At 75.7% G+C, this 22708-nt stretch carries 19 protein-coding genes; 8 read left to right on the top strand and 11 right to left on the bottom strand.

The features are described from left to right. Window positions 1-16 precede the first annotated feature (16 nt). Complete coding sequence (locus ACI781_RS06940; RefSeq protein WP_456565344.1) at window positions 17-1291, bottom strand: glycosyltransferase family 4 protein; 1275 nt, start codon at window positions 1289-1291, stop codon at window positions 17-19. Between the two features lie 1009 nt (window positions 1292-2300). Between ACI781_RS06940 and ACI781_RS06935 the strand changes: the two genes are divergently transcribed. Both ACI781_RS06935 and ACI781_RS06930 read left to right on the top strand, forming a co-directional pair. Continuing rightward, the gene (locus tag ACI781_RS06935) at window positions 2301-3425 is read left to right on the top strand and encodes a carboxylate--amine ligase (RefSeq protein ID WP_456565343.1); all 1125 of its coding nucleotides are present in this window, start codon (window positions 2301-2303) and stop codon (window positions 3423-3425) included. After that, entirely contained in the window at window positions 3425-4225 is an 801-nt protein-coding gene (locus ACI781_RS06930; protein WP_456565342.1) for a metallophosphoesterase family protein, read from the top strand. Before ACI781_RS06935 ends, ACI781_RS06930 begins: the two co-directional genes overlap by 1 nt. A gap of 328 nt (window positions 4226-4553) precedes the next feature. Here ACI781_RS06930 and ACI781_RS06925 read toward each other — a convergent pair whose 3' ends face one another. From ACI781_RS06925 to ACI781_RS06900, 6 genes are all read right to left on the bottom strand, one after another. Beyond that, window positions 4554-5612, bottom strand: coding sequence for a lipid II:glycine glycyltransferase FemX (locus ACI781_RS06925; RefSeq protein WP_456565341.1), 1059 nt, complete (start codon window positions 5610-5612; stop codon window positions 4554-4556). Continuing rightward, window positions 5609-6244 (bottom strand): sugar transferase, encoded by a 636-nt coding sequence (locus ACI781_RS06920; protein WP_456565416.1) that lies wholly within the window; start codon window positions 6242-6244, stop codon window positions 5609-5611. Before ACI781_RS06920 ends, ACI781_RS06925 begins: the two co-directional genes overlap by 4 nt. 78 nt (window positions 6245-6322) lie before the next feature. Continuing rightward, the gene (locus ACI781_RS06915) at window positions 6323-6967 is read right to left on the bottom strand and encodes a sugar transferase (protein ID WP_456565340.1); all 645 of its coding nucleotides are present in this window, start codon (window positions 6965-6967) and stop codon (window positions 6323-6325) included. A 65-nt stretch (window positions 6968-7032) separates the two neighbouring features. After that, entirely contained in the window at window positions 7033-7680 is a 648-nt protein-coding gene (locus ACI781_RS06910; protein WP_456565339.1) for an acyltransferase, read from the bottom strand. After that, window positions 7670-8806, bottom strand: a complete 1137-nt coding sequence (locus ACI781_RS06905; RefSeq protein ID WP_456565338.1) for a DegT/DnrJ/EryC1/StrS family aminotransferase — start codon at window positions 8804-8806, stop codon at window positions 7670-7672. Before ACI781_RS06905 ends, ACI781_RS06910 begins: the two co-directional genes overlap by 11 nt. Window positions 8807-8814: 8 nt before the next feature. Next, window positions 8815-9885, bottom strand: coding sequence for a Gfo/Idh/MocA family protein (locus tag ACI781_RS06900; RefSeq protein WP_456565337.1), 1071 nt, complete (start codon window positions 9883-9885; stop codon window positions 8815-8817). 440 nt (window positions 9886-10325) lie between these two features. Here ACI781_RS06900 and ACI781_RS06895 point away from each other — a divergent pair, with 440 nt between their 5' ends. Continuing rightward, window positions 10326-11879: a hypothetical protein gene (locus tag ACI781_RS06895; RefSeq protein WP_456565336.1), complete on the top strand. Its 1554-nt coding sequence runs from the start codon at window positions 10326-10328 to the stop codon at window positions 11877-11879. A 143-nt stretch (window positions 11880-12022) separates the two neighbouring features. Beyond that, window positions 12023-13396 carry a polysaccharide biosynthesis tyrosine autokinase gene (locus ACI781_RS06890; protein ID WP_456565335.1) on the top strand — a complete coding sequence of 458 codons (1374 nt, stop codon included), beginning with the start codon at window positions 12023-12025 and terminating at the stop codon, window positions 13394-13396. On the opposite strand, the gene ACI781_RS06885 is transcribed toward ACI781_RS06890, so the two are convergent. Further along, on the bottom strand, window positions 13380-14498 hold the full coding sequence (locus ACI781_RS06885; RefSeq protein WP_456565334.1) for an acyltransferase family protein: 1119 nt from the start codon (window positions 14496-14498) through the stop codon (window positions 13380-13382). The genes ACI781_RS06890 and ACI781_RS06885 overlap by 17 nt on opposite strands. A gap of 88 nt (window positions 14499-14586) precedes the next feature. Continuing rightward, entirely contained in the window at window positions 14587-16371 is a 1785-nt protein-coding gene (locus ACI781_RS06880; protein WP_456565333.1) for a glycosyltransferase, read from the bottom strand. A 111-nt stretch (window positions 16372-16482) separates the two neighbouring features. On the opposite strand from ACI781_RS06880, the gene ACI781_RS06875 reads away from it, so the two are divergent. Beyond that, a complete protein-coding gene (locus ACI781_RS06875) occupies window positions 16483-17487 on the top strand; it encodes a glycosyltransferase family 2 protein (protein WP_456565332.1) in 1005 nt (334 codons plus the stop codon). A 16-nt stretch (window positions 17488-17503) separates the two neighbouring features. Here the strand turns inward: ACI781_RS06875 and ACI781_RS06870 are convergent, their stop codons facing one another. After that, entirely contained in the window at window positions 17504-18259 is a 756-nt protein-coding gene (locus tag ACI781_RS06870) for a class I SAM-dependent methyltransferase (RefSeq protein ID WP_456565331.1), read from the bottom strand. Window positions 18260-18309: 50 nt separating this feature from the next. Here ACI781_RS06870 and ACI781_RS06865 point away from each other — a divergent pair, with 50 nt between their 5' ends. Further along, on the top strand, window positions 18310-19368 hold the full coding sequence (locus ACI781_RS06865; RefSeq protein ID WP_456565330.1) for a polysaccharide deacetylase family protein: 1059 nt from the start codon (window positions 18310-18312) through the stop codon (window positions 19366-19368). Here the strand turns inward: ACI781_RS06865 and ACI781_RS06860 are convergent. After that, window positions 19341-20435, bottom strand: a complete 1095-nt coding sequence (locus ACI781_RS06860) for a glycosyltransferase (RefSeq protein ID WP_456565329.1) — start codon at window positions 20433-20435, stop codon at window positions 19341-19343. The two genes, ACI781_RS06865 and ACI781_RS06860, sit on opposite strands and share 28 nt — an antisense overlap. A 78-nt stretch (window positions 20436-20513) precedes the next feature. Between ACI781_RS06860 and ACI781_RS06855 the strand changes: the two genes are divergently transcribed. Next, the gene (locus ACI781_RS06855; protein ID WP_456565328.1) at window positions 20514-21398 is read left to right on the top strand and encodes an ABC transporter permease; all 885 of its coding nucleotides are present in this window, start codon (window positions 20514-20516) and stop codon (window positions 21396-21398) included. Next, window positions 21388-22707 (top strand): ABC transporter ATP-binding protein, encoded by a 1320-nt coding sequence (locus ACI781_RS06850; RefSeq protein WP_456565327.1) that lies wholly within the window; start codon window positions 21388-21390, stop codon window positions 22705-22707. The genes ACI781_RS06855 and ACI781_RS06850 overlap by 11 nt, the downstream gene beginning before the upstream one ends. The last annotated feature ends 1 nt before the right edge of the window (window position 22708 follow it).

Here is a 22708-nt window from a genome sequence, read left to right as displayed (position 1 = left end):
CAGGGTCGCCGGGCCCTCAGGCCCCGCGGAGCCGGCCCGGCGGCCGGGCGCACAGCCGGGCCACGACCTCGAGGTACCTGCGCCCCTGGTGCTCCCATGCCAGCTCGTCCCGCACCCGGTCGCGTCCGACCCGGCCCATGCAGCGGCGGCGGTCGGGGTCCGCCAGCACTGCCGCCAGCTCGCGCCCGAGGGCCTCCGCGTCGCCCGGCGGGACGTAGCTGCCCGCCTCCCCGCCGACCGCCCGGGTCTCCCCGAGGTCGAACGAGACGAACGGGACCCCGAAGGCCATGTACTCGTAGACCTTGATCGGCGAGACGTCCGCCTGCAGGGAGGCGTCCAGGCCGAGATCGGCCGTCGCGAGATGCGCGAACACGGTGGCCTCGGGGACCCACCCGGGGAAGGAGACGCAGTGGTCGAGCCCGAGCTGCGCGGCCAGCTCCCGCGCCTCGTCGAGGCACTCCCCGTCACCGAGGAAGACGAACTGCACGTCTCCCGCGCCGAGTTCGACGGCGTGGTGGACGGCCCGCACGGCGAGGTCGACCCGGTCCTGCCGGCCCATCTTGCCGATCCAGCAGCACAGCTGCCGGTGGCCGGCCCGCAGCGCCTCGTCCGGCTCCGCGACCCGGACCCGGTCCAGGACCGGACCGTTGCGGACGACCGTGACGCGGTCGGGGGTCCCGCCGGCGGCCAGCAGGCGGGCGCGCTGGTACTCGTTGGTGCAGACGGTCTCGTCGGCGACCCGCTGGGTCCAGCGCTCGAGCCGGCCGAGCAGGGCCCGCACCGGCCGCCCGCCGCGATCCCCGCGGAGGTCGAACAGCTCGGGCATGAGGTCGTGCTGGTCGACGAGGACCGCGGCGCCCAGGCGCTTGTGCGCCCAGGCCAGCAGCGGGTACGTGTCCGGCGGCTGGATCAGCTGCAGGACGTCGACGGTGCCGCGCCGGCGCACGCGCGCGGACAGCACCGCCGCCCACGCCAGGGACACGGCGTACTCCCTCACGTATCCCACGAGGCCCCGTGGTTCAACGGGGGCCGGGTACTCCCACAGGGTCAACCCCGGCAGGGTGCGCAGTTCGTCGTTCTTCCACCCGGACTGGCAGATGACGGAGACGCGGTATCCGGCCGCGAGCAGGTCGTCGACCTCCTTGCGCACCCGGATGTCGTTCCCGAGGGGGAGGTTCTCGAGGATGACGAGGACGTGTGGACGCGCCCGCCCGGTGGACGGCGACCCCGCCCCCGTGCGGTTCCGTCGCAAGGCGGTCAGTCGCTGCAGGTAGGTCAGGGAGGGTGCCACGGCACCACGGTGGCGGAGGTCGGAGGGCGTGTCGAGTGCCATCCGATCATCGGCCCCGGGGTGCACGTCTCCATCCGCGATGCCCTGACCGGCGGGTCCCCGTGGGCACCGCGCTGATGGTCGCTCCGGGCGGGCGGTCGCCGGGCTGGCTCGGCGAGGGGTCGGCGGCCGTGCCGGTCCCTGCTCACCGCGGCGGCGGTCATCTCGGGCGGCGCTGCGTCCCGATCCTGCAGGGCTGGTGGCGGGCAGGCCGCCGAGCTGGCCGGGTGTCGGTGCGGCACCGGGACTGCTCCAGGACGGGGCAGGACCCGGCTGGCCGTGACGGTGTCACGACCTGCTCGCTGTGAGCGGCGGAACGGGGCGGCGCCGGGGGCGGTCCGGGGGTCCTTGCGAGGGTCCGCCAGCCTGTGGTGAGCTGACGCATGCCCGGCGGAGGACGCCCCAGTTCTCGACGTCGCGGCCTCGACGATCCGCAGTGGGCGGCTTCGTGGTCGGCGCCCCGGATGCGACCTCCTTCCACCAGCCCTCCTTGCTGGCGAGCTCCTCCTCCGCCGCCTGTTGGTGGTCCTCGTTCGTCGCAGTCCAGCGGGAGGTCACTCGGGAGTTGCTCGCGGGACTCTCGCTGGTCGAGGCCGGGCGGCCCGTCGGCCCAGCCGGCCGGCAGGTCGCCGTCAGCCACACGTCGGCTCCCCAGGAGGTGTCGGCTGACGGGGCGGGTCGTCTGCCGCAGTTCCGGGGGATCGGTGCGCCTCATGCTGTGCGCCGAGGACGGGGCGTTGCTGGGATCGAGCCGGCGTTCCAGGGCAGGTGCCCACCCGCTGCCTCGCGACCCGGGGGAGGTGGTGACGCGCTGGCGTGAGCGGTACGTCGCTCTCCGGGTCGGTGTCGACCTCGACCCGAGAAGCACGGTTGCTCAGCTGTCGGCCCCGGTGGGTGTCCCCGTCCACCATGGCGACGAGCGGCGTCGAGTGCGGTGAGGAGCGTGCTGGACAGGACACGGGGCTCTGCGGTGCTCCTGGGGGACCCGGACCTGGCCGCACCGCTGCGCGCGACCGGGGCGCCGGTCACGGCCGTGTCGGGGCGCTTCTCACTGGTCCGGTTCTCCCCGGCGACGTCGGGCTGGCTGGACCGGCCCGGTGGCGACGAGGCCGCCCTCGTGTCGCTGTTGCTGCGGCACGCCGGGCGCGCGCCGGGCCCCGTTGCCCTGTTCTACGAGGAGGACGAGGACCTGCTCTTCGTATCGCGGCACCGGGTGGAGCTCGCGGGAGGACTCCGGTTCGTCGTCCCGGACGCGGACCTCGTCGAGAAGCTGGCCGACAAGGCGGCCTTCCAGGAGCTGGCTGGCCGGCTGGACCTCCCCGTCCCGCCGACGGCGGTCCTGGACCTGTCCGGAGCCCTGCCGGAGTCGTTGGACATGGACTTCCCTGTGATCGTGAAGCCGGTGCGACGGGAGAGCGAGTGGCGGACCGTGACCTCGGGCAAGGCGCTGCTCGTGCACGGGCGTGGTGAGCTTCGAGACCTCGTGGCGCGACTGGCCCCGCACCATGCCCGCGTGCTTGTCCAGCAGCACCTGCCCGGTCCGGAGTCCAACGTCGAGAGCTATCACGTGTACGTCGACCCCGCCGGCGAGGTCGCCGCCGAGTTCACCGGGAGAAAGCTGCGCACCCATCCCCGGTCGCTGGGCCACTCCTCCGCACTGACCACGACGGCTGCCTCTGATGTCGCGGACCTCGGTCGTGCCCTCACCCGGACCCTCGGTCTGCGCGGCGTCGCGAAGTTCGACTTCAAGCGTGACCCCGAGGGGCGGCTCTGGCTGCTCGAGGTGAACCCGCGCTTCAACCTCTGGCACCACGTGGGCGCGGTGGCGGGGGTGAACATCCCTGCGGTCGTCTGGGCCGATCTGATGGGGCTGCCGCGCCCGCCTGTGACGGCGGCCCGACCAGGCGTGACCTGGTGCAGGGTCGACCGTGACCTGCTGGCGGCACGTGAAGAGGGCATCGGCCTGGGGGCCTGGCTGCGGTGGGTGGCCGGGTGCGACACGTGGGCGATCGGTGACCCGATGCGGTGGCTGTCCAGGGCCGCCCCGCGCACCCGCCGGCGAGGACCCGGGCGCGAGCCCGCCCGGGCCGACTGATGCGGGTCGGGCTCCTGTCAGACGTGCACGCCAACTTCCCGGCGCTGCAGGCAGCCCTCCGGTCGCTCGAGCGCCGGGGGGTCGACGAACTGCTGGTAGCCGGGGATCTCGTCGGCTACGGCGGTCAGCCGGACGAGTGCCTGGCCGCCCTGAGAGCCGCGGGGGCGCGGTGCGTGCTCGGCAACCACGACCTGTTCGTGCTCGACCGCCTGCCCGCCACTCGCTTCCCCGAGCTGGCCCGGCGCGCCGCCGAGGTGACCCGCTCGCTGCTGTCGCCCGACGGCCGTGCCTTCCTCGCGGCGCTGCCGGTCCGGCTCGAGACGGGCAGCCTGCTGGTCACGCACGGGTCCCTGGACAGTCCCGAGGAGTACGTCAGAGGGGAGCGCCGCGCCCAGGAACTCCTGTCCCGGTTGCCGGAGGAGGCCCCTGGCATCGACACCCTCGTCCTCGGGCACACCCATCGACAGTGGTGTGTGGTGGCGGCGGAGGGAGGGCGCCCGGCGCGTGGCGTCGTGCGGCTACCCCAGGACCGCCCGCGGCTGCTGAACCCGGGCAGCGTCGGGCAGTCCCGACAGCGAGAGCGTCGGCCCCGCAGTCGGTTCGCCCTCTACGACAGCTCACGGGCGGTGGTCGAGTTCCTGTCGGTCGACTACGACGTCGAGGCCAGCAGGGAGGTGCTGCGCCGGTGGCAGCTGCCAGATCGTTGCCTGCACGCGCCGCCGTCGCTGTCCGGGCGGGTCGCCCGTCGGGCGGCGAGGATGCTCGCCGCCCGACGGGCGCTGGGCGGCGGTCCGGGATGAGCGGAGGACGGTGGGCCGGCGGCCGGGCTGCGCAGCGCCGCGCGGTCCGATCCTGGAGAGCGGTGGGTGACCGATGAGCTGCACTCCGGCCTGGCCGTCGAGCAGCGGGTCGTCACCGGGCAGCGTGGCCGTCCCGTCGACCCGCAGGCGGCGTAGCGACTGGAGTCGACGAGCACCCGGACGACCTGCGGGCTGACAGCGTTGATGCCTGGCTGGGGGGAATGCCGTTCCCGATGCGATCCGGGAAGGGCAGTGTGTGAGTCACGAGGCACCTCCCCTCCGCGGAGGCGGTTGACATCCGGTCGGGCAGGGGCGTTCCACGGGGGCCTCAGCCGAAGAACCGGTAGAGGGCCTGCCCGGCCCGCTCGAGGACGGAGTCGGGGACGGCCGGGTCGGTGAGCAGGTCGGTGACAGTCGCGAGGAGGGCGTCGACCTGCGCGGTGCGCTCGACGGGGTGCCCGCCGGTGGCGCGGTGGACGATCCTGCCCTCCGTCGACGCCCAGCCGCGCTTGTAGGCGATCAGGCCCGGCTGGTCGAGGTCGGAGCGGCCCCAGTCCAGCGCCGACAGCCCCCGCGCGTGCGCCCACTCGATGACGGCCCAGTGCAGCGCGTCGTTGGGGCGGACCGGGAGGTACTCCGCTCGGGACGCGCCGAACTTGTAGTAGACGGTGTCCCGCCAGATCAGGTAGACCGCGCCGGCCACGGGCTGACCGTCGACCAGCGCCAGGCCGGTCCGGATGCCGTCCAGCGGCGCGAACCGGCTCCAGATCCCCCGGAAGAACTCCCGGGGCTGGGCGAGCAGCCGGTACTTGTTCCGGCGGAGCTCGAGGTGCAGCCGGTGGTACTCGTCGATGGCACCGCGGTCGGCGCGCAGGACCACCTGCACCCCGGCACGCGCCGCGCTGGCGATGTTGCGACGGGTCGCCGGGCGCAGGGCCCGGCGGAGGACCTCGAGGTCGCGGTCGAGCGGTGTCAGGTGCCACGCCGCCGCACCGACCGTGCTGAGCGCCGGGTCGGTGGCGGCGGCGGAGGTCTGCAGGCAGCGGAGCGAGAAGGGGAGGTCCCCGGCCAGCGGTGCCGCCGCCACCAGCGGCCAGAGCCGGTCGTCGTCGAGCAGCGGATCGGCCCGGTCGCTGAACGGCAGGGCCACCCGGCGACCCCCGCGCAGGTCGCGGATGTCCACCCACGCGACGCCGGCGCGCGGCCGCCCGCTCGCGTCGATCGCGACGGACGCCTCGGGGACGAGGTCGAAGCTCTCGCTGACCGCGGCGATCCAGGGCGGGGCGGTGAACAGGCTCCCGCACGGTCCCGACGCCAGCTCGCGCCAGGCAGGGTCGCAGCGAGGATCGACCCGGCGGACGGTCGGCACCGGGCGGGTCGCGGTCACCGGGCACCGCCCGACCACAGGGCCGGCAGCGTCGCGAGCAGGAGGCGCACGTCACCCGCCAGGGACCGGGTGCGTACGTACTCCACGTCCATCTCGAGCATCTCGAGGGTGCCCACGCTGCTCCGCGCCCGGACCTGCCACAGACCGGTCAGCCCCGGTCGCACGGCCAGGCGGCAGGCGTACCGGGGCGGGAACATCTCCGCCTCCCAGGGCAGGCAGGGGCGCGGACCGACCAGTGCCATGTCCCCGCGCAGGACGTTCACCAGCTGCGGGAGCTCGTCCAGGCTGCTGCGGCGGAGGAGGCGTCCCGGCCGGGTGACGCGCGGGTCCTCGTCGAGCTTGGTGCTCCCTCCGCGCACGGTGTCCTCACCGCGCAGCTCGGCCTCGATCAGCCGGCGGTGCGCGCCGTCGCTGCCCCCGGTCCGCATGGTCCGGAACTTGTAGAGCGTGAAGGGGGCACCGCCCAGCCCGATCCGCCGCTGGCGCAGGATCGCCGGACCCGGGCTGTCCCACCGGATCACCAGGACCACGACCGCCCACAGCGGAGCGGTCAGCAGCAGTCCGGCCCCTGCCACGACCAGGTCCAGCCCCCGCCGCAGGCACCGTTCCCACGCCGGTTCTCCCGCGGGCATCGGAGGGCCGGTCATGGGGTCAGCCGGCGACCGTGGACGGGACGGGCGGTACCGCCCGGCTCAGCGCACCTGCCGCGGTCACCGCGCACCTTCCCGGCTCAGCACGACGCCGACCGTCCGGACCAGGATCTCGGCGTCCAGCCGCAGGGAGCGCCGCTCGACGTACTCGACGTCGAGGTCCAGGGCCTGGGTCATCGTGAGCCTGCTGCGGCCACTCGTCTGCCACAGCCCGGTGAGCCCCGGACGGACGTCGAAGCGCCGGAGGTGGCGCGGGGAGAACATGGCCGCCTCCCACGGCAGCGCGGGCCGGGGGCCGACGAGGGCCATCTCCCCGCGCAGGACGTTGACCAGCTGGGGGAGCTCGTCGAGGCTCGTCCGCCGCAGCACCCGGCCCAGGGGCGTGACCCGGGGGTCCTGCCCCAGCTTGAACAGCTCGCCGTCGGGGCGGGCCTCGGTGGTCTCGCTCAGCAACGAGCGGACGTACTCCCGGTGCAGGCGGTCGTCGCACGCCACGTGCATCGTGCGGTACTTCAGCATCACGAACGGTTCCTGGTCCCTCCCCAGCCGGACCTGCCGGAAGAGGGCCGGCCCCGGGGACGTCCAGCGGATGAGGACGGCGAGGCCGGCCATCAGCGGCGCCAGCAGGAGCAGCGCCGCGCCGCCTATCGCGACGTCGAGGACTCTCGGCAGGCCGGGGCGGGGGCCGCCTGCGGGGTCGCGCACCTCCCCGGTGGGACGGGCGGGCGCCGCCGTCGGGATGAGCGGGGGCCTGGTCCGCATCCGGTGGGTCACGAGTGCCTCCGCGCGAACCGGAAGGGCGCGGCCGAGCCCGGGTCCCGTTCCACCCGGCGCTCGATGCGCTCCAGGTCGCGCACCCATCCGCGCACCACGGCGGGGTTCCCGAACGCGACGGCGCCCTCGGGGAGGTCACGGGTGACGGTCGACCCCGCTCCGACGAGGGCGCCTGCGCCGATCCGGACGAACGGGAGGATGGTGGCGTTCACGCCGATCTGGGCGCCCGCCCCGATGGACGGGCCGGACATCACCTCCTGCGAGGCGGCACTGCCCGGGTACAGGTCGTTCGCGATCGTGACGCCCGGGGCGAGGAAGGCTCCGTCCTGGATCTCGGTGAACTGCGCGATGTAGCAGTTGGCGTGGATCTTCACTCCGCTGCCGATCCGGCAGCCGTAGTCGACGACCGAACCGCTCCACACGGTCACGTCGTCGCCGATCGAGCACTGCTCCCGGATGACGACGTGGTGGCCCGTCTCGAACCGGGCGCCGATCGTCGAGCTCTGGTAGACGACCGTGCCGCTCCGCAGCCGCGCGTCCGGTCCGATCGCCAGGCGCTCGCAGACCGGCCGCGCCGCGGGGTAGCCGATGATCACGTCGGGATCGGCGTGCAGCCCGGGTCCGAGGTCCGCCTCAGGCGACATCCGAGTCCTCCTCCGTGCGGACGGCGTTCTCGAGCAGGTCGCAGACGCGGGCGATCTCCTCGGCGCTCAGGTACGGGTGCATCGGCAGCGACAGGATCGCCGCGGCCGCGCGTTCCACCGTGGGCAGCGGCCCGGCGGCGAAGTCCCGGTAGGGCCTGAGCAGGTGGCACGGGACGGGGTAGTGCAGGCCGGTCTCGACGCCCGCGTCGGCCAGCCGGCGGCGGACCTCGTCGCGGCCCGGCACGCGCGCGACCAGCAGGTGGTAGGCGTGGCCACCGCCGGAGGTGTCGGCGACCAGCCGGTGGTGTGCGAGCAGGGCCCGGTAGCGGTCCGCCGCGGCCCGCCGGGCGGCGGTCCAGCCGTCGAGCCGGGGCAGCTTCGCGAGGAGGACGGCCGCCTGCAGGGCGTCCATGCGGCTGTTGGTCCCGAGGAGGTCGTGGTCGTGGTGGGAACCGGCGGCCCGGCCGTGGTCCCGCATCGACCGGAGCCGCCGGGCGAGCTCCGGGTCGTCAGTGACGATCGCGCCCGCGTCCCCGAAGGCGCCGAGGTTCTTGCCCGGATAGAAGCTGAAGCACCCCGCGGTGCCGGTGGTGCCGGCCCGGCGACCGGCCCGGCTGGCGCCGTGGGCCTGCGCCGCGTCCTCGACGACCGTGATCCCGGCGGCCTCGGCCACGCGCCCGATGGCGTCCATGTCGGCGACCTGTCCGTACAGGTGCACGACGATCACGGCTCGGGTGCGGGGGGTGAGGGCTGCTCCCAGGGTCTCCGCGGTGAGCAGCAGGGTGTCCGGGTCGACGTCGGCGAACCGGGGGGTGGCACCGGCGAGGACGACGCCCTCCGCCGTCGCGACGAAGGTGTTCGCGGGGAGGACGACCTCGTCCCCGGGGCCCACGCCCAGCGCGCGGAGGGCCAGGTGCAGCGCGTCGGTGCCGTTCGCCACGGCGACCGCCTCCGCCGACCCGCAGTACCGGCCCCACTCCTCCTCGAACCGCTCCACCACCTCCCCGCCGATGAAGCGGTGGGAGTCGATGACCCGGGCGAGGGCGGCGTCGACGTCCTGCCGGATCTCGCGCGTCAGCCTGCCGAGGTCGGCGAAGGGGATGGGGGCGTCCCCGCTGTCTCGCATCTGGCCGGTCAGCCGATGGGGACCAGCGAGCCGTTGGAGCGGACGCGCGCCTCGGCCAGCCTGTCCAGCCGGACCGGCCGGCCCTGTTCCAGCGAGGCCTGGGCGGCCTCGAGGACCTCGACGACCGCGAGACCGTTGACCCCGTCGGTGCGGCAGGGGACGTCGGCGGTCATGCACTCCACGAAGTGGTCGTCCTCGGCGGCGAGCGGTTCCTGCGCCGGGACGAAGGGAGCCACGATGTCGCCGTAGCGGTAGGACGTCGGAGGCTGGCTCAGGTCCGGCTCCTCGCCCGGGCAGGACACGCCCTTGTCGTGGATCCGCACCCTCTCCTCGGCCGCCAGGTCGTTGTAGACGGCCATCTTCCTGCTGCCCACGACGGTTACCCGGCGGACCTTGCAGGGGTCCAGCCAGCTGATGTGGATGTTCGCCGAGACCCCGATGTCGTCGTAGGACATCCGGATGTAGGCCACGTCCTCGAAGCGGTGGTGGGCATGGCGGGAACCCCACGCCTGGATCGTGGTGGGCAGGCGACCCATCAGCAGGTTCACGATCGACACGTCGTGCGGGGCGAGGTCGGTGATGACGTTGACGTCGGGCTGGTAGAGGCCGAGGTTCAGGCGTGCGCTGTCGATGTAGTACAGATCGCCCAGTTCCCCGCCGCGCACCAGGTCGACGAGCTTCCAGACGGCGCTGTTGTACTCGAAGGTGTGGCCGACCATGAGGCGGACGCCGTGGTCGTTCGCGGCGTCGACGAGCGCCTTGGCCGCCAGGTACGACGTGGCGAGGGGCTTCTCGACCAGGACGTGCTTGCCCGCCCGGATCGCCTGCAGCGCCAGGGGGAGGTGCGTCGTCGGTGGGGTCGCGACGACCAGCGCGTCGATCGCGGGGAGGGCGTCGCGGAGGCTGGTGAACGGCAGGACGGAGGGGAAGGTCCTGCGGATCGCCTCGAGACGGTCGCGACGGGGGTCGATGGCGACGACCGAGGCGACGCGGTCCAGACCCTGCAGCACCCGGACGTGTTTCGAACCCCAGTAGCCGATCCCGGCGACCCCCACCCGCGGCGCTGCTTCCGTCTCCATGCCGACCCCCATGCGTCTCGCTCGAGGCTGGTGCATCCGACGTTCCGAGCCATCGCGAGCACGGAGGGTCACCGCATCGGGACAGTGCCGGTGCACATCGGGTGTCACCCAGCGTCAGCGTCATCCCACCAACAGGGGCCCGTCGGAGCGGCCGCGGCCTGGCGGCCTGGCTCGTTATGGCCCGGGTCACATTGCCTTCCGTGACGGCCGCTGTCCAGTGGCGGGGGAACGGTTAGGGGGATTCCGGCCCGTCCCCCTCGCGCCGGACCCTTCAAAGCTCAGGTTCGTGACGCGACGTGATCGACTGACAGCGGTGCGAGCGGCCCGGAGCGGGGCGCGGGCAGCCCCGCCGGCCGCCGTGGCCGCTCGCGTCTCCGGGGTGACCGGCAGGTGACGAGGCTGCTACGTTGCCGCGCCATCGAGGCCATCGGGAGCCCAGGATGAGCGCGCACGGGGACCACCGGCACGGCGCCCAGCGGCACGGCGCCCACCGGTCGCGTCCGACCGGCCGACCGGCGGCCGTGGCATGGCTGCGGGCGCTCGCCGACGTCGTCCTGGTGGCCGCGGCGACGCTGGCGCTGTCCACCTCGCTGCTCGTCGCGTGGTGGGCCCCCGTGGCGGTGGTCGCCGGGGCCGTGGCGTGCGCCGCCATCGCCATCTGGGTCAGGCTCCTGGCCCGGCGGGACACCCGGGCGCTCGTCGTGCTGTGGCTCGTCTTCGCGCTGAACCGGACGTTCGCCCTGCTGGCCGGCGACGGGCCGGTGGGCTCGGTCATGAGCTCGCTGGACGACATCGCCCTCGGTGTGGCGCTCGTCGTCGTCGTCCTCACCGGCGTGCGCTGCACCGGACTGCCGCGGTCGCTGGTCGTCGCCTTCTGCGGCCTGTTCGTGTTCGGGGTGGCCGGGGTGCTGGGTGCGGTCCTCGCGGGCGTGGTCGCTCCCGCGGTCCTGCTCGGCACCTGGCTGGGGTGCAAGCTGCTGGTCTGCCTCTTCGTCACCACGCAGTTCCGCTGGTCGGAGGACGACATCCGCCGCGCCCAGCGGGTGGCGGCCGTGCTCATCGGGCTCGTGGTCGTGGTCGCCCTCGTGCAGCTGGTCGAGCCGGGGCTGGTCTACCGGGTCCTCGGGGCGCAGCGACGGGTCCGGCTGGGGCAGGACGTCGTCACGAGCATCTTCCGGGAGCCCTCCCAGTACTCGGTCTTCATGATCTTCGCGATGAGCGGGCTCGTCGCCGCCCACCCCCTGAGCAGGAGACGCCTGCTGGCGGCGGCGGTGACCGGCGTCGGGGCGGTCCTCTCCCTCCGGCTCAAGACCCTGGTGGACCTGGTCCTCGTGCTCGTCGGGCGGCTGGCGGTGTCGCCCTCGCGGCTGCGGTGGGCCACGCCGGTCGCCCTGGTCGTCGGCGGCGCTGCCGTCACGTACCTGGGGGGACCGCTCTTCCGTGCCCGGGCCCCGGTCCTGTTCGGGGACGAGCGGTCGGCGCGCCAGATCCTGTACCAGACGGCCGGCTCGCTCGCCGGGCGCCACCTCCCGTTCGGCGGGGGCTTCGGGTCCTTCGGCAGCGAGGCGTCGATCACCTACTACAGCCCGGTCTACGCCGAGTACGGGATGGCGGACGCGTTCGGCTTCAGCGAGGCGCGGCCGCAGTTCCTGCACGACGCCTCCTGGGCCACCGTCCTCGGTGAGGGCGGGTGGCTGGGGGCGGCCGGGGCGGCGGTCGCCCTCGGTGCCCTGCTCGCCCTCCTCCTGCGGCGCGCCGTGACCCGGGGCGCGGGACGCCGCGGGGACTGCGCCCGTGCCGGCTTCCTCTTCGGCATGGCCTTCATCGCCGACTCGGTCACCAGCCCCCAGTTCTTCGCCGGGTTCGCCTGTCTCACGCTCGCGACGCTGGTGTCGATGAGCCTGGGCGAGGGAGGTCCGGCGGCCGGGACGGCGTCCGGGGCCACCGTGCTCGCGTCCGGCCGACCGGCCGGGCCGACGCCCGCACCGGACTGATCCGGCGGGGTCGTCGGCCCGCGGCCGGCCTGGTGGCGGCGCGGTCGACCCCCTCGTGCTCCGGCGGCTTCTCCCCTATGGTCCCGGTCTGTTCCCGGATCGAGGTCCGCGGACGAGCCCCGTCGACGACGGATGGAGAACGAGTGAGCGTTCGCAACGTCCTCGTCGCACTGCGGGCCGCCTGGTGGCTGGCCATCGTCGGGATGGTCGTCGGCGGCGGCGCGGCGTACTACCTGACCGACATCCAGACCCCGACCTACGCCTCGCACGTCCAGATGTTCGTCGCCAGCAGCGAGACCTCCACGGCGGCCGCCGCCATCCAGGGCAGCCAGTTCTCCGAGCAGCGGCTCGCGTCCTACGCCCGGCTCGCGAACAGCAGGGCCCTGGCCCGCCGGGTCGTCGAGGACACCGGCATCGACACCCCGCCCGGTCGGCTGGCCGGCCAGATCAGCGTCGTGACCGTGCCCGACACGGTCCTGCTCACCGTGACCGTCACCGCGTCCACGCCCGAGGAGGCCCAGCGGATCGCCCGATCGGTCGCGTCCCAGTTCCCGCCGATGGTCGCGGAACTGGAGACGACGCCCGGGCAGGCACAGCCCTCACCGGTGCGGGTCACGGTCGTCGAGGAGCCCGAGCTGCCCGGGTCCCCGATCTCCCCGGACCCGGTCCGCAACGTGGTGGTCGGGGTGGTCCTCGGGGCCCTGGTCGGGCTCGCCCTCCCGGTCGTCCGCGGCCTGCTGGACCGCTCGGTGCGGTCCCCGGAGGACCTGGCGGAACTCGGCTGCCCGCCTCCGGTCGCGAGCGTCGCCCGGTCCCCGGCGCTGGCGGCGGGGCGACCGGCCGGGGCCGCCCGGGACCGGGCCGTGGCGGAGTCCTTCCGGCAGTTGCGCAACCGGCTGCTGCACGGTGACCCCGAGGAGCAGCCCGGGGCGGTCGTGGTCGCCAGCGCGGGCAGGGGGGAGGGCAGGTCGACGGTCGCCGTCAACCTCGCTCTCGCCGTCGCGGAGGCGGGCCGGCGGGTGGTGCTCGTCGAGGCCGACCTGCGCCACCCGAGCCTCGCCCAGCGGCTGCAGGTGCCCGGGGACGTCGGGCTGACCCAGGTCCTGCGCGGTGAGGCCGACCTCGCGGACGTGCTGAGGCCCTGGGGGAGCGGGAAGGTCTCGGTCATCACCGCGGGCCGGCCCCCGGCCGACCCCGGCGAGCTGTTCTCCGCCGACGACGTCGCCGTCCTGGTCGACCAGCTCCGGGAGAAGAGCGACTTCGTCCTGGTGGACACCCCCGCGCTGCTGGAGTACGCCGATGCCTCCGGCCTCGCCTCCCGCGTCGACGGGGTCCTGCTCACCGTCCGCTCGGGCCGGACCGGCAGGGACCCGCTGGTCGAGGCCACCGCCGCGCTCGAGGGCGTGGGCGCCCACGTGCTCGGCGTCGTCCTCACCGGTGTCCCCGCGCGGTCCGCGAGGCGGCGCGAGCGGGGCCGGGTGGCCAGGGGCCGCCGGCGGGTCACGACGGCGGGCTGAGCCCCGCCGTCGGGGCGCTGCCCTCCCGGGCGCTCTCCGGCGCGGGCACCCCGAGCGCGAGGCTCGGTGCGCGGTCCCGCAGGAGCCGGTTGCCGGGACGCTCCACCAGCAGGTGGAGCGCGACCGCGGCGAGAACGGCCGCCGTCGCGATGACGGGCACCTGCACGGCGCTGTCCTCGGGGAGCACCCGGGTCAGGTTGACGATGACGAGCTCGTGGACGAGGTAGAAGGCGAACGACGCCTCTCCGGCGAGGACCAGCGCCCGGCTCGCGAGCCACCCTCCGCTCCCGGTCAGGTCCCGGCCGGCCGCGCTCAGGACGACCAGCAGGAACGGCACCGCCATGATCGCGTTGATCACCGGGGCCCGCACCGCCGCGCTCACCCCGAGGGCGACGACGAGGACCGTCCCGGCGAGCAGCCCGGGCACCCGTGGCCGCCAGCCGTCGCGGAAGGCGACGCCGGCCACGAGGCCCAGCAGGAACTCGCTGAGCCGGACCGGCGGCAGGTGGTCGGCCAGGCTCGGGGCCACCAGGGCGGCGGCCGCGGCGAGCCCGAGGCCGAGGCCGGCCAGCGACCAGCTCGTCCAGCGGGGGCAGCGCCGCACCGCGAGCACGGCGAGCGGGAAGACCGCGTAGAAGAAGGCCTCGCAGCTGAGCGACCAGGAGACGCCGTTCATCGCGTACACGACGTCGTCGTCCCGGAACCAGGCCTGGACCATGAACGCGTTGGCGACGGCCCCCTCGACCGAGCGGTCCGCGGCGACCACGGGCACGGCCGCCGCGACGGCCAGCGTGGCGAGGTCGCTGGGGTACACCCGCGCCAGGCGGCGCCGGTAGAACGTGCGGGCCGGCAGGCGGGGCTCGGTCCCCCACGCCAGCACGAACCCGGAGAGGACGAAGAAGAACCCGACGCCGGTGCCGCCGACCTCGGACACCCCCCAGGGCAGCGCGGCCACGTCGTGCGCGTCGAGGTGCACCACGAAGACGGCCAGCGCCGCGAAGGCCCGCAGCCCGGTCAGCCGCGGGAGCAGCCCCGGTCGGCGTGCCGTGCCGCCGCGTGGCCCGCCCGCCTCGGGCCGGGGCGCCGGGACGAGGGGCGGCATGGCGCGGGACCCTAGCGACGGCGTCGGCGGCGGGCGCTGCGTCCTCCGCCCGGTCCGGCCGCGGCCGGTCCGGCGCCGAGCGTGGCGGTCACGATCCGTAGCGGGCGGCTGCGCCTGCGCGGACCGCGCGGAGGCGGCGCCGGAGCCGGCGGCCGAGGCGGCGCGCCGTCCCGAGCCCGCGGAGCCGGCCGGCGGACCACACCACCAGCAGGAAGCGCAGGCCCGAGCCGTCGCCGCGCAGGATCTCGATCCGCGGCAGCCGGTGGGGGTCGGCGCCGGGACGGACGACGCCCGGGGTGACGGTGAAGGCCGCCTCCAGACCGGCGGCCGCCACGGCCCCGCGCGAGGCGGCGTCGTGCTCCCCGTGCGGGTAGGCGAACGTCCGCAGCGGGGCCAGGCCGAGCTCCGCGAGGGTGTCGACGGCTCCCCGCGTCTCGGCGGCCAGGTCCCGGGGGTGCCCCGCCAGCCGGGGCAGCGGCGTGTGCGAGGCCCCGTGCACCCCCACCTCCATCCCGGCCGCCTGCAGGGCCCGCAGCCCGCCGGCGTCGAGGAGGGGGAGCTCGGGCGCGCCGGTCGCGGCGTCCCACCGGTTGGTCCGCCCGACCAGGCCCGCGACCGCGTACGCCGCGGCGGGCACGCGTTCGGCCTCGAGCACGGGCAGCCCGGCGTCCACCAGGTCGCGGTAGCAGTCGTCGAAGGTGACCAGCACGGCTCGCCGCGGCACCCCGGGCTCGCCGCGGACGGCGCGCAGCGCCTCCTCGAGGGAGACGAAGCGGTAGCCCACGCGCCGGAGCAGCCGCAGGTGACGGCGCAGGTCCTCGGGCGGGACCCCGTACTCCGCCAGCCTCGTCCCCGCCAGGTCCGCGACCGCGTGGTAGCAGAGGACGCGGAAGGCGCGGACCTCCGGCAGGCCGCCGGCCATCTCCAGGCCCCGCCAGTACTCGAGGTTGCGGACCTTGAAGAAGAGGGCGGCGGCCCACCGGTCCTCGGGACGCCGCCGGGCCACGGCGGCGGCGAGGGGACTGGCCACCGCGGCGACGGCGGAGCGCAGGCCGGGCACCCGGGCCAGCGGGCGGATCACCCGGCGGTTCCAGCGCTCCAGCGGCCTCTTGCTGCGCGCGATCTCGGCGCGCTGGGAGGGGTGCTTGCGCAGGTACACGGCGTCCGAGGCGCCCGCCTGGTGCCAGTTCCGGAGATAGGTCCGCGGGGGGACGACGTTGACCTGGGAGCTGACCGCGTCCGGGGCGAAGACCACCCGGTGGCCGCCGGCCAGGAGGCGGTGGGCCAGGTCGCCGTCCTCCCCGCCGTAGGCGCCGCCGATCGTGAAGCGGCGGTCGTCGAAGCCGCCCAGGGCCTCGAACACCTCGCGGCGCACGGACAGCTGGCCGCCGAGGACGTCGCCGACCGGGGGCGGCCCGGGCGTGGCCGACAGGCGCTGCCGGCGCTGCTCGGCCCAGTCGAGCACCCCGGGGAGCCGGAACATCTCCGTGCCGGGGACCGTGGGGATGTGCCCGGTCACGGCGTCGGCGCCGCGCTCGTGCGCCTCCCGCAGCCGGCGCAGGAGGTCCGGCGCGGCCAGCATGTCGTCGTCCAGGAAGAGCAGCAGCTCCCCGCGGGCCAGTTCCGCGCCGCGGTTGCGCGCCCGCGCCTGCCCCTGGTTGTCCTGCTCCACGACCAGCACCGGGGTCGGCGAGGTCAGCGCCCGCAGGGCCTCCGCCGTCCCGTCGGTGGACCCGTCGACGACGACGACCACCTCCAGCGGGGGCTCCTCCTGGGCGAGCAGGGCCCGGACCGCGCCGACCACCAGGTCCCGGCGCTGGTGGGTCGGGATCACGACGGAGTGACGCAGCGGAGGCGTGTCCGGCGTGGTCACCCGCCGCACAGTAGGGGCGGGAGGCCTCCCGCGGCACCGGGATCGCCCCCGCGGCGGTTCCCGGGGTGCCACGATGCGCCCGTGACCGCCGGGACGGACGGAGGATCGTTCATGGCCCCCGCCGCGGCCGGGCCGGTCCTCCCCGGCCCGCGGCCGACGTTCTCGGTCGTCGTCTCGGCCTGGCAGGCGGCGCCGCTGATCGGGACGGCCCTGCGCTCCGTCCTCGCCCAGACCGAGCCGCCGCACGAGGTGGTCGTCGTCGACGACGGCTCGACCGACGACCTGGCCGCCGCGCTCGAGCCCTTCCGCGACGCCGTCCGGTCGATCCGCATCGAGCACAGCGGCCTGGCGACCGCCCGCAACGTCAGCGTCGCGGCGGCGACCGGGGACTACGTCGCCATCCTGGACGCCGACGACTGGTGGGAACCGCAGCGCCTGCAGCGGCTCGGGGACCTGGTCGCGGCCCGCCCGGACCTGGAGCTGGTGACAACGGACGCCTGGTTCGTGCGGGACGGCGAGCGCCGCGGTCGCTTCTACGACGTCAACCCCTTCCCGACGGTGGCGCAGGACACCGAGATCCTCCGCGCGAACTTCTTCTTCGCCCACGTCGCGGTGGCCCGGGAGACCTGGCACCGCTTCGGCGGCATGAGCGCCGACGTGCCGTGGGCCGAGGACTGGGACTTCTGGCTGCGCCTGCTGGTGGGCGGCTGCCGGGCCGGGTGCGTGCTGGAGCCGCTGGCCGGATACCGGATCCACGGCGGCAGCGTCTCGGCCGACCGGTGGCGGTCCCTGGCGGCGCGGGTGCACGTCCTGGACCGGGCGGAGGCCGCCGGAGGCCTGACCCCCGAGCAGCACCGGGTGCTGTCGGCGGCCCGGGCGGGCCACCGGCGGCGGGCGGCCCTCGCGCGGGCCGAGCGGGCGCTGCTGGACGGGGAGCCCGATCGCCGCCGCGCCTGCCTGGACCTCGTGCGGCTCCCGGGGGTGCCCGCCCGGCAGCGGGCGCTGGCCGCGGCCGCGGCGGCGCTCCCCGGGCTGGCCGGCGCCCGGCTGCGGCGCGACGCCGCGGCGGTCGGGCGGGCGCACACCGACCGCGCGCACCCGCGCGCCGGGAGCTGAACGTCCGGCGGGGACCTCAGCGTCTCGTCGCGACGACGAACCAGGCCCGCGCCGGCCCCCAGCCGATGCCCGCCCGCTCCAGCCGGACGGCCGCGGCCATCAGGGGCAGCAGGAGCAGCTGGACGACCAGTCCGCGGTCCTTGAGGCGGTCGCGCACGTCCTGCGCCAGCGCGGTCAGCCGCCGGAAGGTCGGCGCGAGCTCGTGGACGTCCAGCCCCAGCCCGGCCAGCAGCCGGCCGAGCTCGGCGGCGTCGTAGCCGTGCCGGACCTCGCGCCGCCACGTGCGGTCGGCGCCGCTGAGGACGGGGGTCCAGGTCGCGGTGGGCACCTGCGCGAGGAACAGCCCGCCGGGGCGCAGCGACGCCACCAGGGAGCGCAGCGCGGCGCGGTCGTCGGGGATCTCCACCAGCGACTCCATCGCCGCGACCACGTCGTAGACCTCGACCCCCAGGGAGCGGGTGAGGTCGCCGCGGACGTGGTGGACGGCCAGCCCCTCCTCCCGGGCCCACCGGCGCCCGCGGCGGAGCGGTTCCTCGGCGAGGTCGACGGCCACCAGCAGCCAGCCGGGGTGCCGGCGGGCGAGCCCGAGCGACAGCAGCCCCTCCTCGCTGCCGGCGTCGAGCACGCGCAGCGGGGGCCGGCCGGCCCCGTACCGCTCGATCACGGCCCGCGCCCGGGCCAGCCGGAGCCGCCGGCCCGGGGCCACGTCGCGCAGCTGCCGGCGGAGCCGGGTGCGCAGCACGCGCCGCAGGGCGGCCACCGGTCGGACCACGGCGCGGAGTATGGCAGCGCGGCGGGCCCGGCCGCTCTAGCCTCGCGGCCGTGGGTCCTCCAGCCGCCCAGCGCGTCCGACGGCGCGCGGCGGCCGCCTCCCGGGAGCGGGGGGTGCGGGCCCTGCTCGACGCCCGGCGGGATCCCGGCGCGCTGCCCGAGCTGGCCGCGGGGCGGTGGTGGGACGTCGGGTGGCGGCGGCGGTCGGTGCGCCGGGCGGCGCTCGCGGTGCCCGGCCTCGCGCGCCTGCTGCCGGGGCGGACCCGGGCGGAGGTCGCCTTCTGGGCCGGGGTCCGGGCGGCGGCGACGGCGGCGGAGTGGCACCGGCTCACGCGCAGCTCGTACGTCGTCCTCTGCTACCACCGCACCGCCGGGCTGGCGTTGCCCGGGCAGGAGCGGATGGACGTCGCCCCGTCCGCCGTCGACCGGCAGCTCGGCCTGCTGCGCCGGTGCGGGTGGCGGCCGCTGGCCCCGGCGGAGCTGGTCCGGTTCCACACCGACCCCACCGCCACCCTCCCCCGCCGCCGGTTCGTCGTCACCGCCGACGACGGCTACGTCGACGCGGTGGCGGCGATGACTCGGCACGCGGGCGCGCGGCCGCAGGTCTTCGTGGTGACCGGTTCCGTCGGCGGCCGGGGGGAGTGGCTGGGGGGTGCGCGGCTCGCCGACTGGCCGGCGCTCGAGCGGTTGCAGCGCGCCGGCGCGGTGGTGGGCAGCCACGCGCGGCGGCACCTGCCCCTGGACACGCTCCCGGCGGACGAGGTCGCGGACGAGCTGGCCGGGTCCCTGCGCGACCTGCGCGGCCGGTTGGACGTCCCGCTGCCGGTGCTCGCCTATCCGCACGGCCGGCACGACGAGCGGGTGCGGGCCGCCGCCCGGGCCGCCGGCTACGGCGTGGCGTACGGCACGGCGCAGGGCCGCAACGGTGCCGGCACCGACCGGTGGACGCTGCGCCGGATCGAGCCCAAGGCGTGGGACACGACCGCCTCCTTCGCCTGGAAGGTGCTGGTCGGCCAGTCCCCGCCGCGCGGGTGGGAGCGCCGGCTCGTGCGGCGCTGGGAGCGCCGGCGGGCGACGGCCGCTCAGCCCGGGGGCGCGTCCTCGACCTGACCCGGCGGGCGGGGGACGCGCAGGCCGGCGCCGATCTCGATGGTCCCGTCCGAGCGCGCCGCCCGGCGGCGCCGGGCGGCGGCCGGGGAGACCACCGTCCGGGCCGCCCCCAGGCGGGTGCGCAGCCCGAAGCCGGGCCCGAGCGCCACCACGGCGGCGCGCAGCCGCGCGGACCGGTCGCCGGCGGCCAGCGCCGCGTCGGCCGAGCGCAGCCGCAGCTGCCGCAGCTCCCGCTGCCGGGCGCGGCGGACGATCGCCCGTTCGCGCGGGGTGAGGTCGGGGCGGGCGGCCGCCCGGGACAGCACCTGCAGGCGGGCGCGGACGAGGGGGATGCGGTCGGAGCTGAGGGTCCCGGCGGTGAGCCGGTAGCGGGCGAGGGGCTCGGCGACGAGCCCGATCCGCGACCCGCCGAGCACCAGCCGCTGCCAGAACTCCCAGTCCGCGGTCAGGCGCAGGCCCTCGTCGAACCCGCCGGCCGCCAGCCACCGCCGGCGGCGGACGGCGCACAGCCCGAAGACGAAGTTCCGGTCGAGGACGGCCCCGCGCTGGTCCTCGGCCGGGAAGACCCAGCCGGGGTGGTAGGCCCGCCGCACGGGTGTCCCGTCGGCCTCGAGGACGGCGTCGGTGGTGAGGACGTCCAGGTCCGGCCGCTCGCGGGCCAGCCAGGCGAGGGCCTCGAGCCGCCGGGGGTGGAACACGTCGTCGGCGTCGAGCACGACGACGTAGTCGCCGGAGGCGGCGGCGACGGCGGTGTTCTTCGCCGCGGACTCGCCGCCGTTCGGGCGCCGGACGACCCGGACGGCGGAGCCGAAGGAGGACAGCACCTCCGCCGTCCCGTCGGTCGACCCGTCGTCGCAGACGACGACCTCCAGGGGCGGGCGCGTCTGGGCCAGGGCCGAGCGGAGAGCCTCACCGACGGTCGCCGCCGCCTGGTGGGCGGCGACGACCACGGAGAACGTGGGCTCCGCGGGCGCCGGCGGCAGCGGCGCCGCGGGCGCCGGGACGACGACCGGCCAGGGCCCCCCGGGCGGGACGGCGGAGGGCTCCAGGTCGCCGGCACCGAGCATGCTGAGCCCCCTGCCCTCCGAGCGGGTCCACCTGCACTTTCCCATGGTGTGAGAGCCCGGGGACTGTACTCTGCGCCAATGTCCCGTGAGCCCACGGTCGACCCTCCCGAGCTGCCCGGCGCCCCGGGCACGGAGGCGGCCGCGGGCAAGGTGACCGAGCTGCGGCCCACCCGCGGATGGGTGGCCCTGGGGCTGCGGGACGTCTGGGAGTACCGCGAGCTGCTCGGGTTCCTGGCGTTGCGCGACATCAAGGTCCGGTACAAGCAGACGGTGCTCGGCGCCGGCTGGGCCATCCTCCAGCCGCTGGCCACCGCCCTGGTCTTCACCGTGGTCTTCGGACGGCTGGCGCGGCTGCCCTCGGAGGGCGTGCCCTACCCGCTGTTCGCGCTCACCGGCCTGGTGCCGTGGACGTTCTTCGCCACCGCCGTGGCCACCACGGCCGTGAGCCTGGTCGGGAACTCGAACCTGATCAGCAAGGTCTGGTTCCCGCGGCTGTGCGTCCCGGTGGCCACCGTCCTGGCGGCCTTCGTCGACCTGCTCGTGGCCAGCGGCGTGCTCGTGGGCGCGATGGTGGTCTACGACGTCGCCCCGAGCTGGCGGGCGCTGCTCGTCGTCCCCTTCGCGCTCCTGGCCGTGGGAGCCGCCCTCGGGGTGGGGCTGTGGCTGTCGGCCGTCGCCGCCCGGTACCGGGACGTGCGGCACGTCGTGCCGTTCCTCCTGCAGCTGTGGCTGTTCGTGACCCCGGTGGCCTACTCGGCGGACCTGGTCCCGGACGGCTGGCAGGCCCTCTACTCGCTCAACCCCATGGCCGGTGTCGTGCAGGGCTTCCGGTGGTCCCTGCTCGGCAGCGACGTCCCCATCGGGGGGCTGGCGCTCGGGTCCGCCGTCTCGGTCGGCGTCCTGGTGGTCACCGGCGCGTTCTGCTTCCGGCGCATGGAGAGGTCGCTGGCCGATGTCCTCTGACGCGCGGCGGGCGCCCGGCGAGGCCGTGCGCACCGAGCGGCTGAGCAAGCGCTACCTGGTGGGGGAGCGCGGGAACGCGTCGATGACCCTCCGCGAGCAGCTGACGCGGCTGGCCACGGTGCCGGCGGGCCGGCTGCTGGGGCGTCGCCCGACGCGCGACGGGCCGGACGTCCTGGACGCCCTGTGCGACGTCTCGCTGACGATCGGGCAGGGCGAGGTCGTCGGCTTCGTCGGCAGCAACGGCGCGGGCAAGAGCACGCTGCTGAAGGTGCTGTCGAGGATCACCGAGCCGACGTCGGGCTGGGGGCGGATCCACGGGCGGGTGGGGTCGCTGCTGGAGGTGGGGACCGGCTTCCACCCGGAGCTGACCGGCCGGGAGAACATCTACCTCAACGGCGCGATCCTGGGCATGCGCCGGGCGGAGATCCGCCGCCAGTTCGACGAGATCGTCGCCTTCGCCGAGATCGAGCGGTTCCTCGACACCCCGGTCAAGCGCTACTCCAGCGGCATGTACGTGCGGCTGGCCTTCGCCGTCGCCGCCCACCTCCAGACCGAGGTGCTCATCGTCGACGAGGTGCTCGCCGTGGGGGACGCGGCCTTCCAGCGCAAGAGCCTGGGGCGGATGGGCGCCGTCGCGCAGGAGGGCCGCACCGTGCTCTTCGTCAGCCACAACATGGCGGTCCTCCAGGCGCTGTGCACGCGCGGCGTGGTCCTCGAGGCCGGCCGCGTGGTCATGGACGGGCCGGTGGCGGACGCGGTCGGGCACTACCTGCGCGGGCTGGAGCAGGCCGGCGAGGTGGACCTGCTGCACCGGACCGACCGCGATGGCTGGCACGACATCATGGTGGCCGCGCTGCAGGTCAGTGGGCCCGAGGGGGCGGCCGTCGCCACCGGGGGCCCGGCCCGCTTCGCCGTCACCCTGACCGGCCTGCAGCGGCGGACGACGTGCGCGCTGACGATCGTCGACAACCTCGGGCAGCCGGTGTGCCGGCTGGAGAGCGGGAACGTCGGCGGCGGCGACGTCGCCCACCCGGTGGGGGCCGCCGCCGACCCTGCCGTCTTCGTCTGCGACGTGCCGGAGCTCCCCCTGCTCCCCGGGCGCTACCGGCTCGACGTCGAGGTCCGCGGCACCCACCACACGCAGGACCGGGTCACGTCGGCGCTGTACTTCGACGTGGAGTCCGGGATCCTGGCCGGCCGGCCGGTGTCGATGACGGCCGCCGGCGTGGTCGCCGTCGGGCACCGGTGGACGGTGCCGGTGCTCGCCGCCGGCGAGGTGGGTGAGGACGACGCCCGGTCGCGGGTCTGAG

Source organism: Blastococcus sp. SYSU D00695 (assembly GCF_054050555.1).
This window is presented reverse-complemented; position numbering and strand designations above follow the sequence as displayed.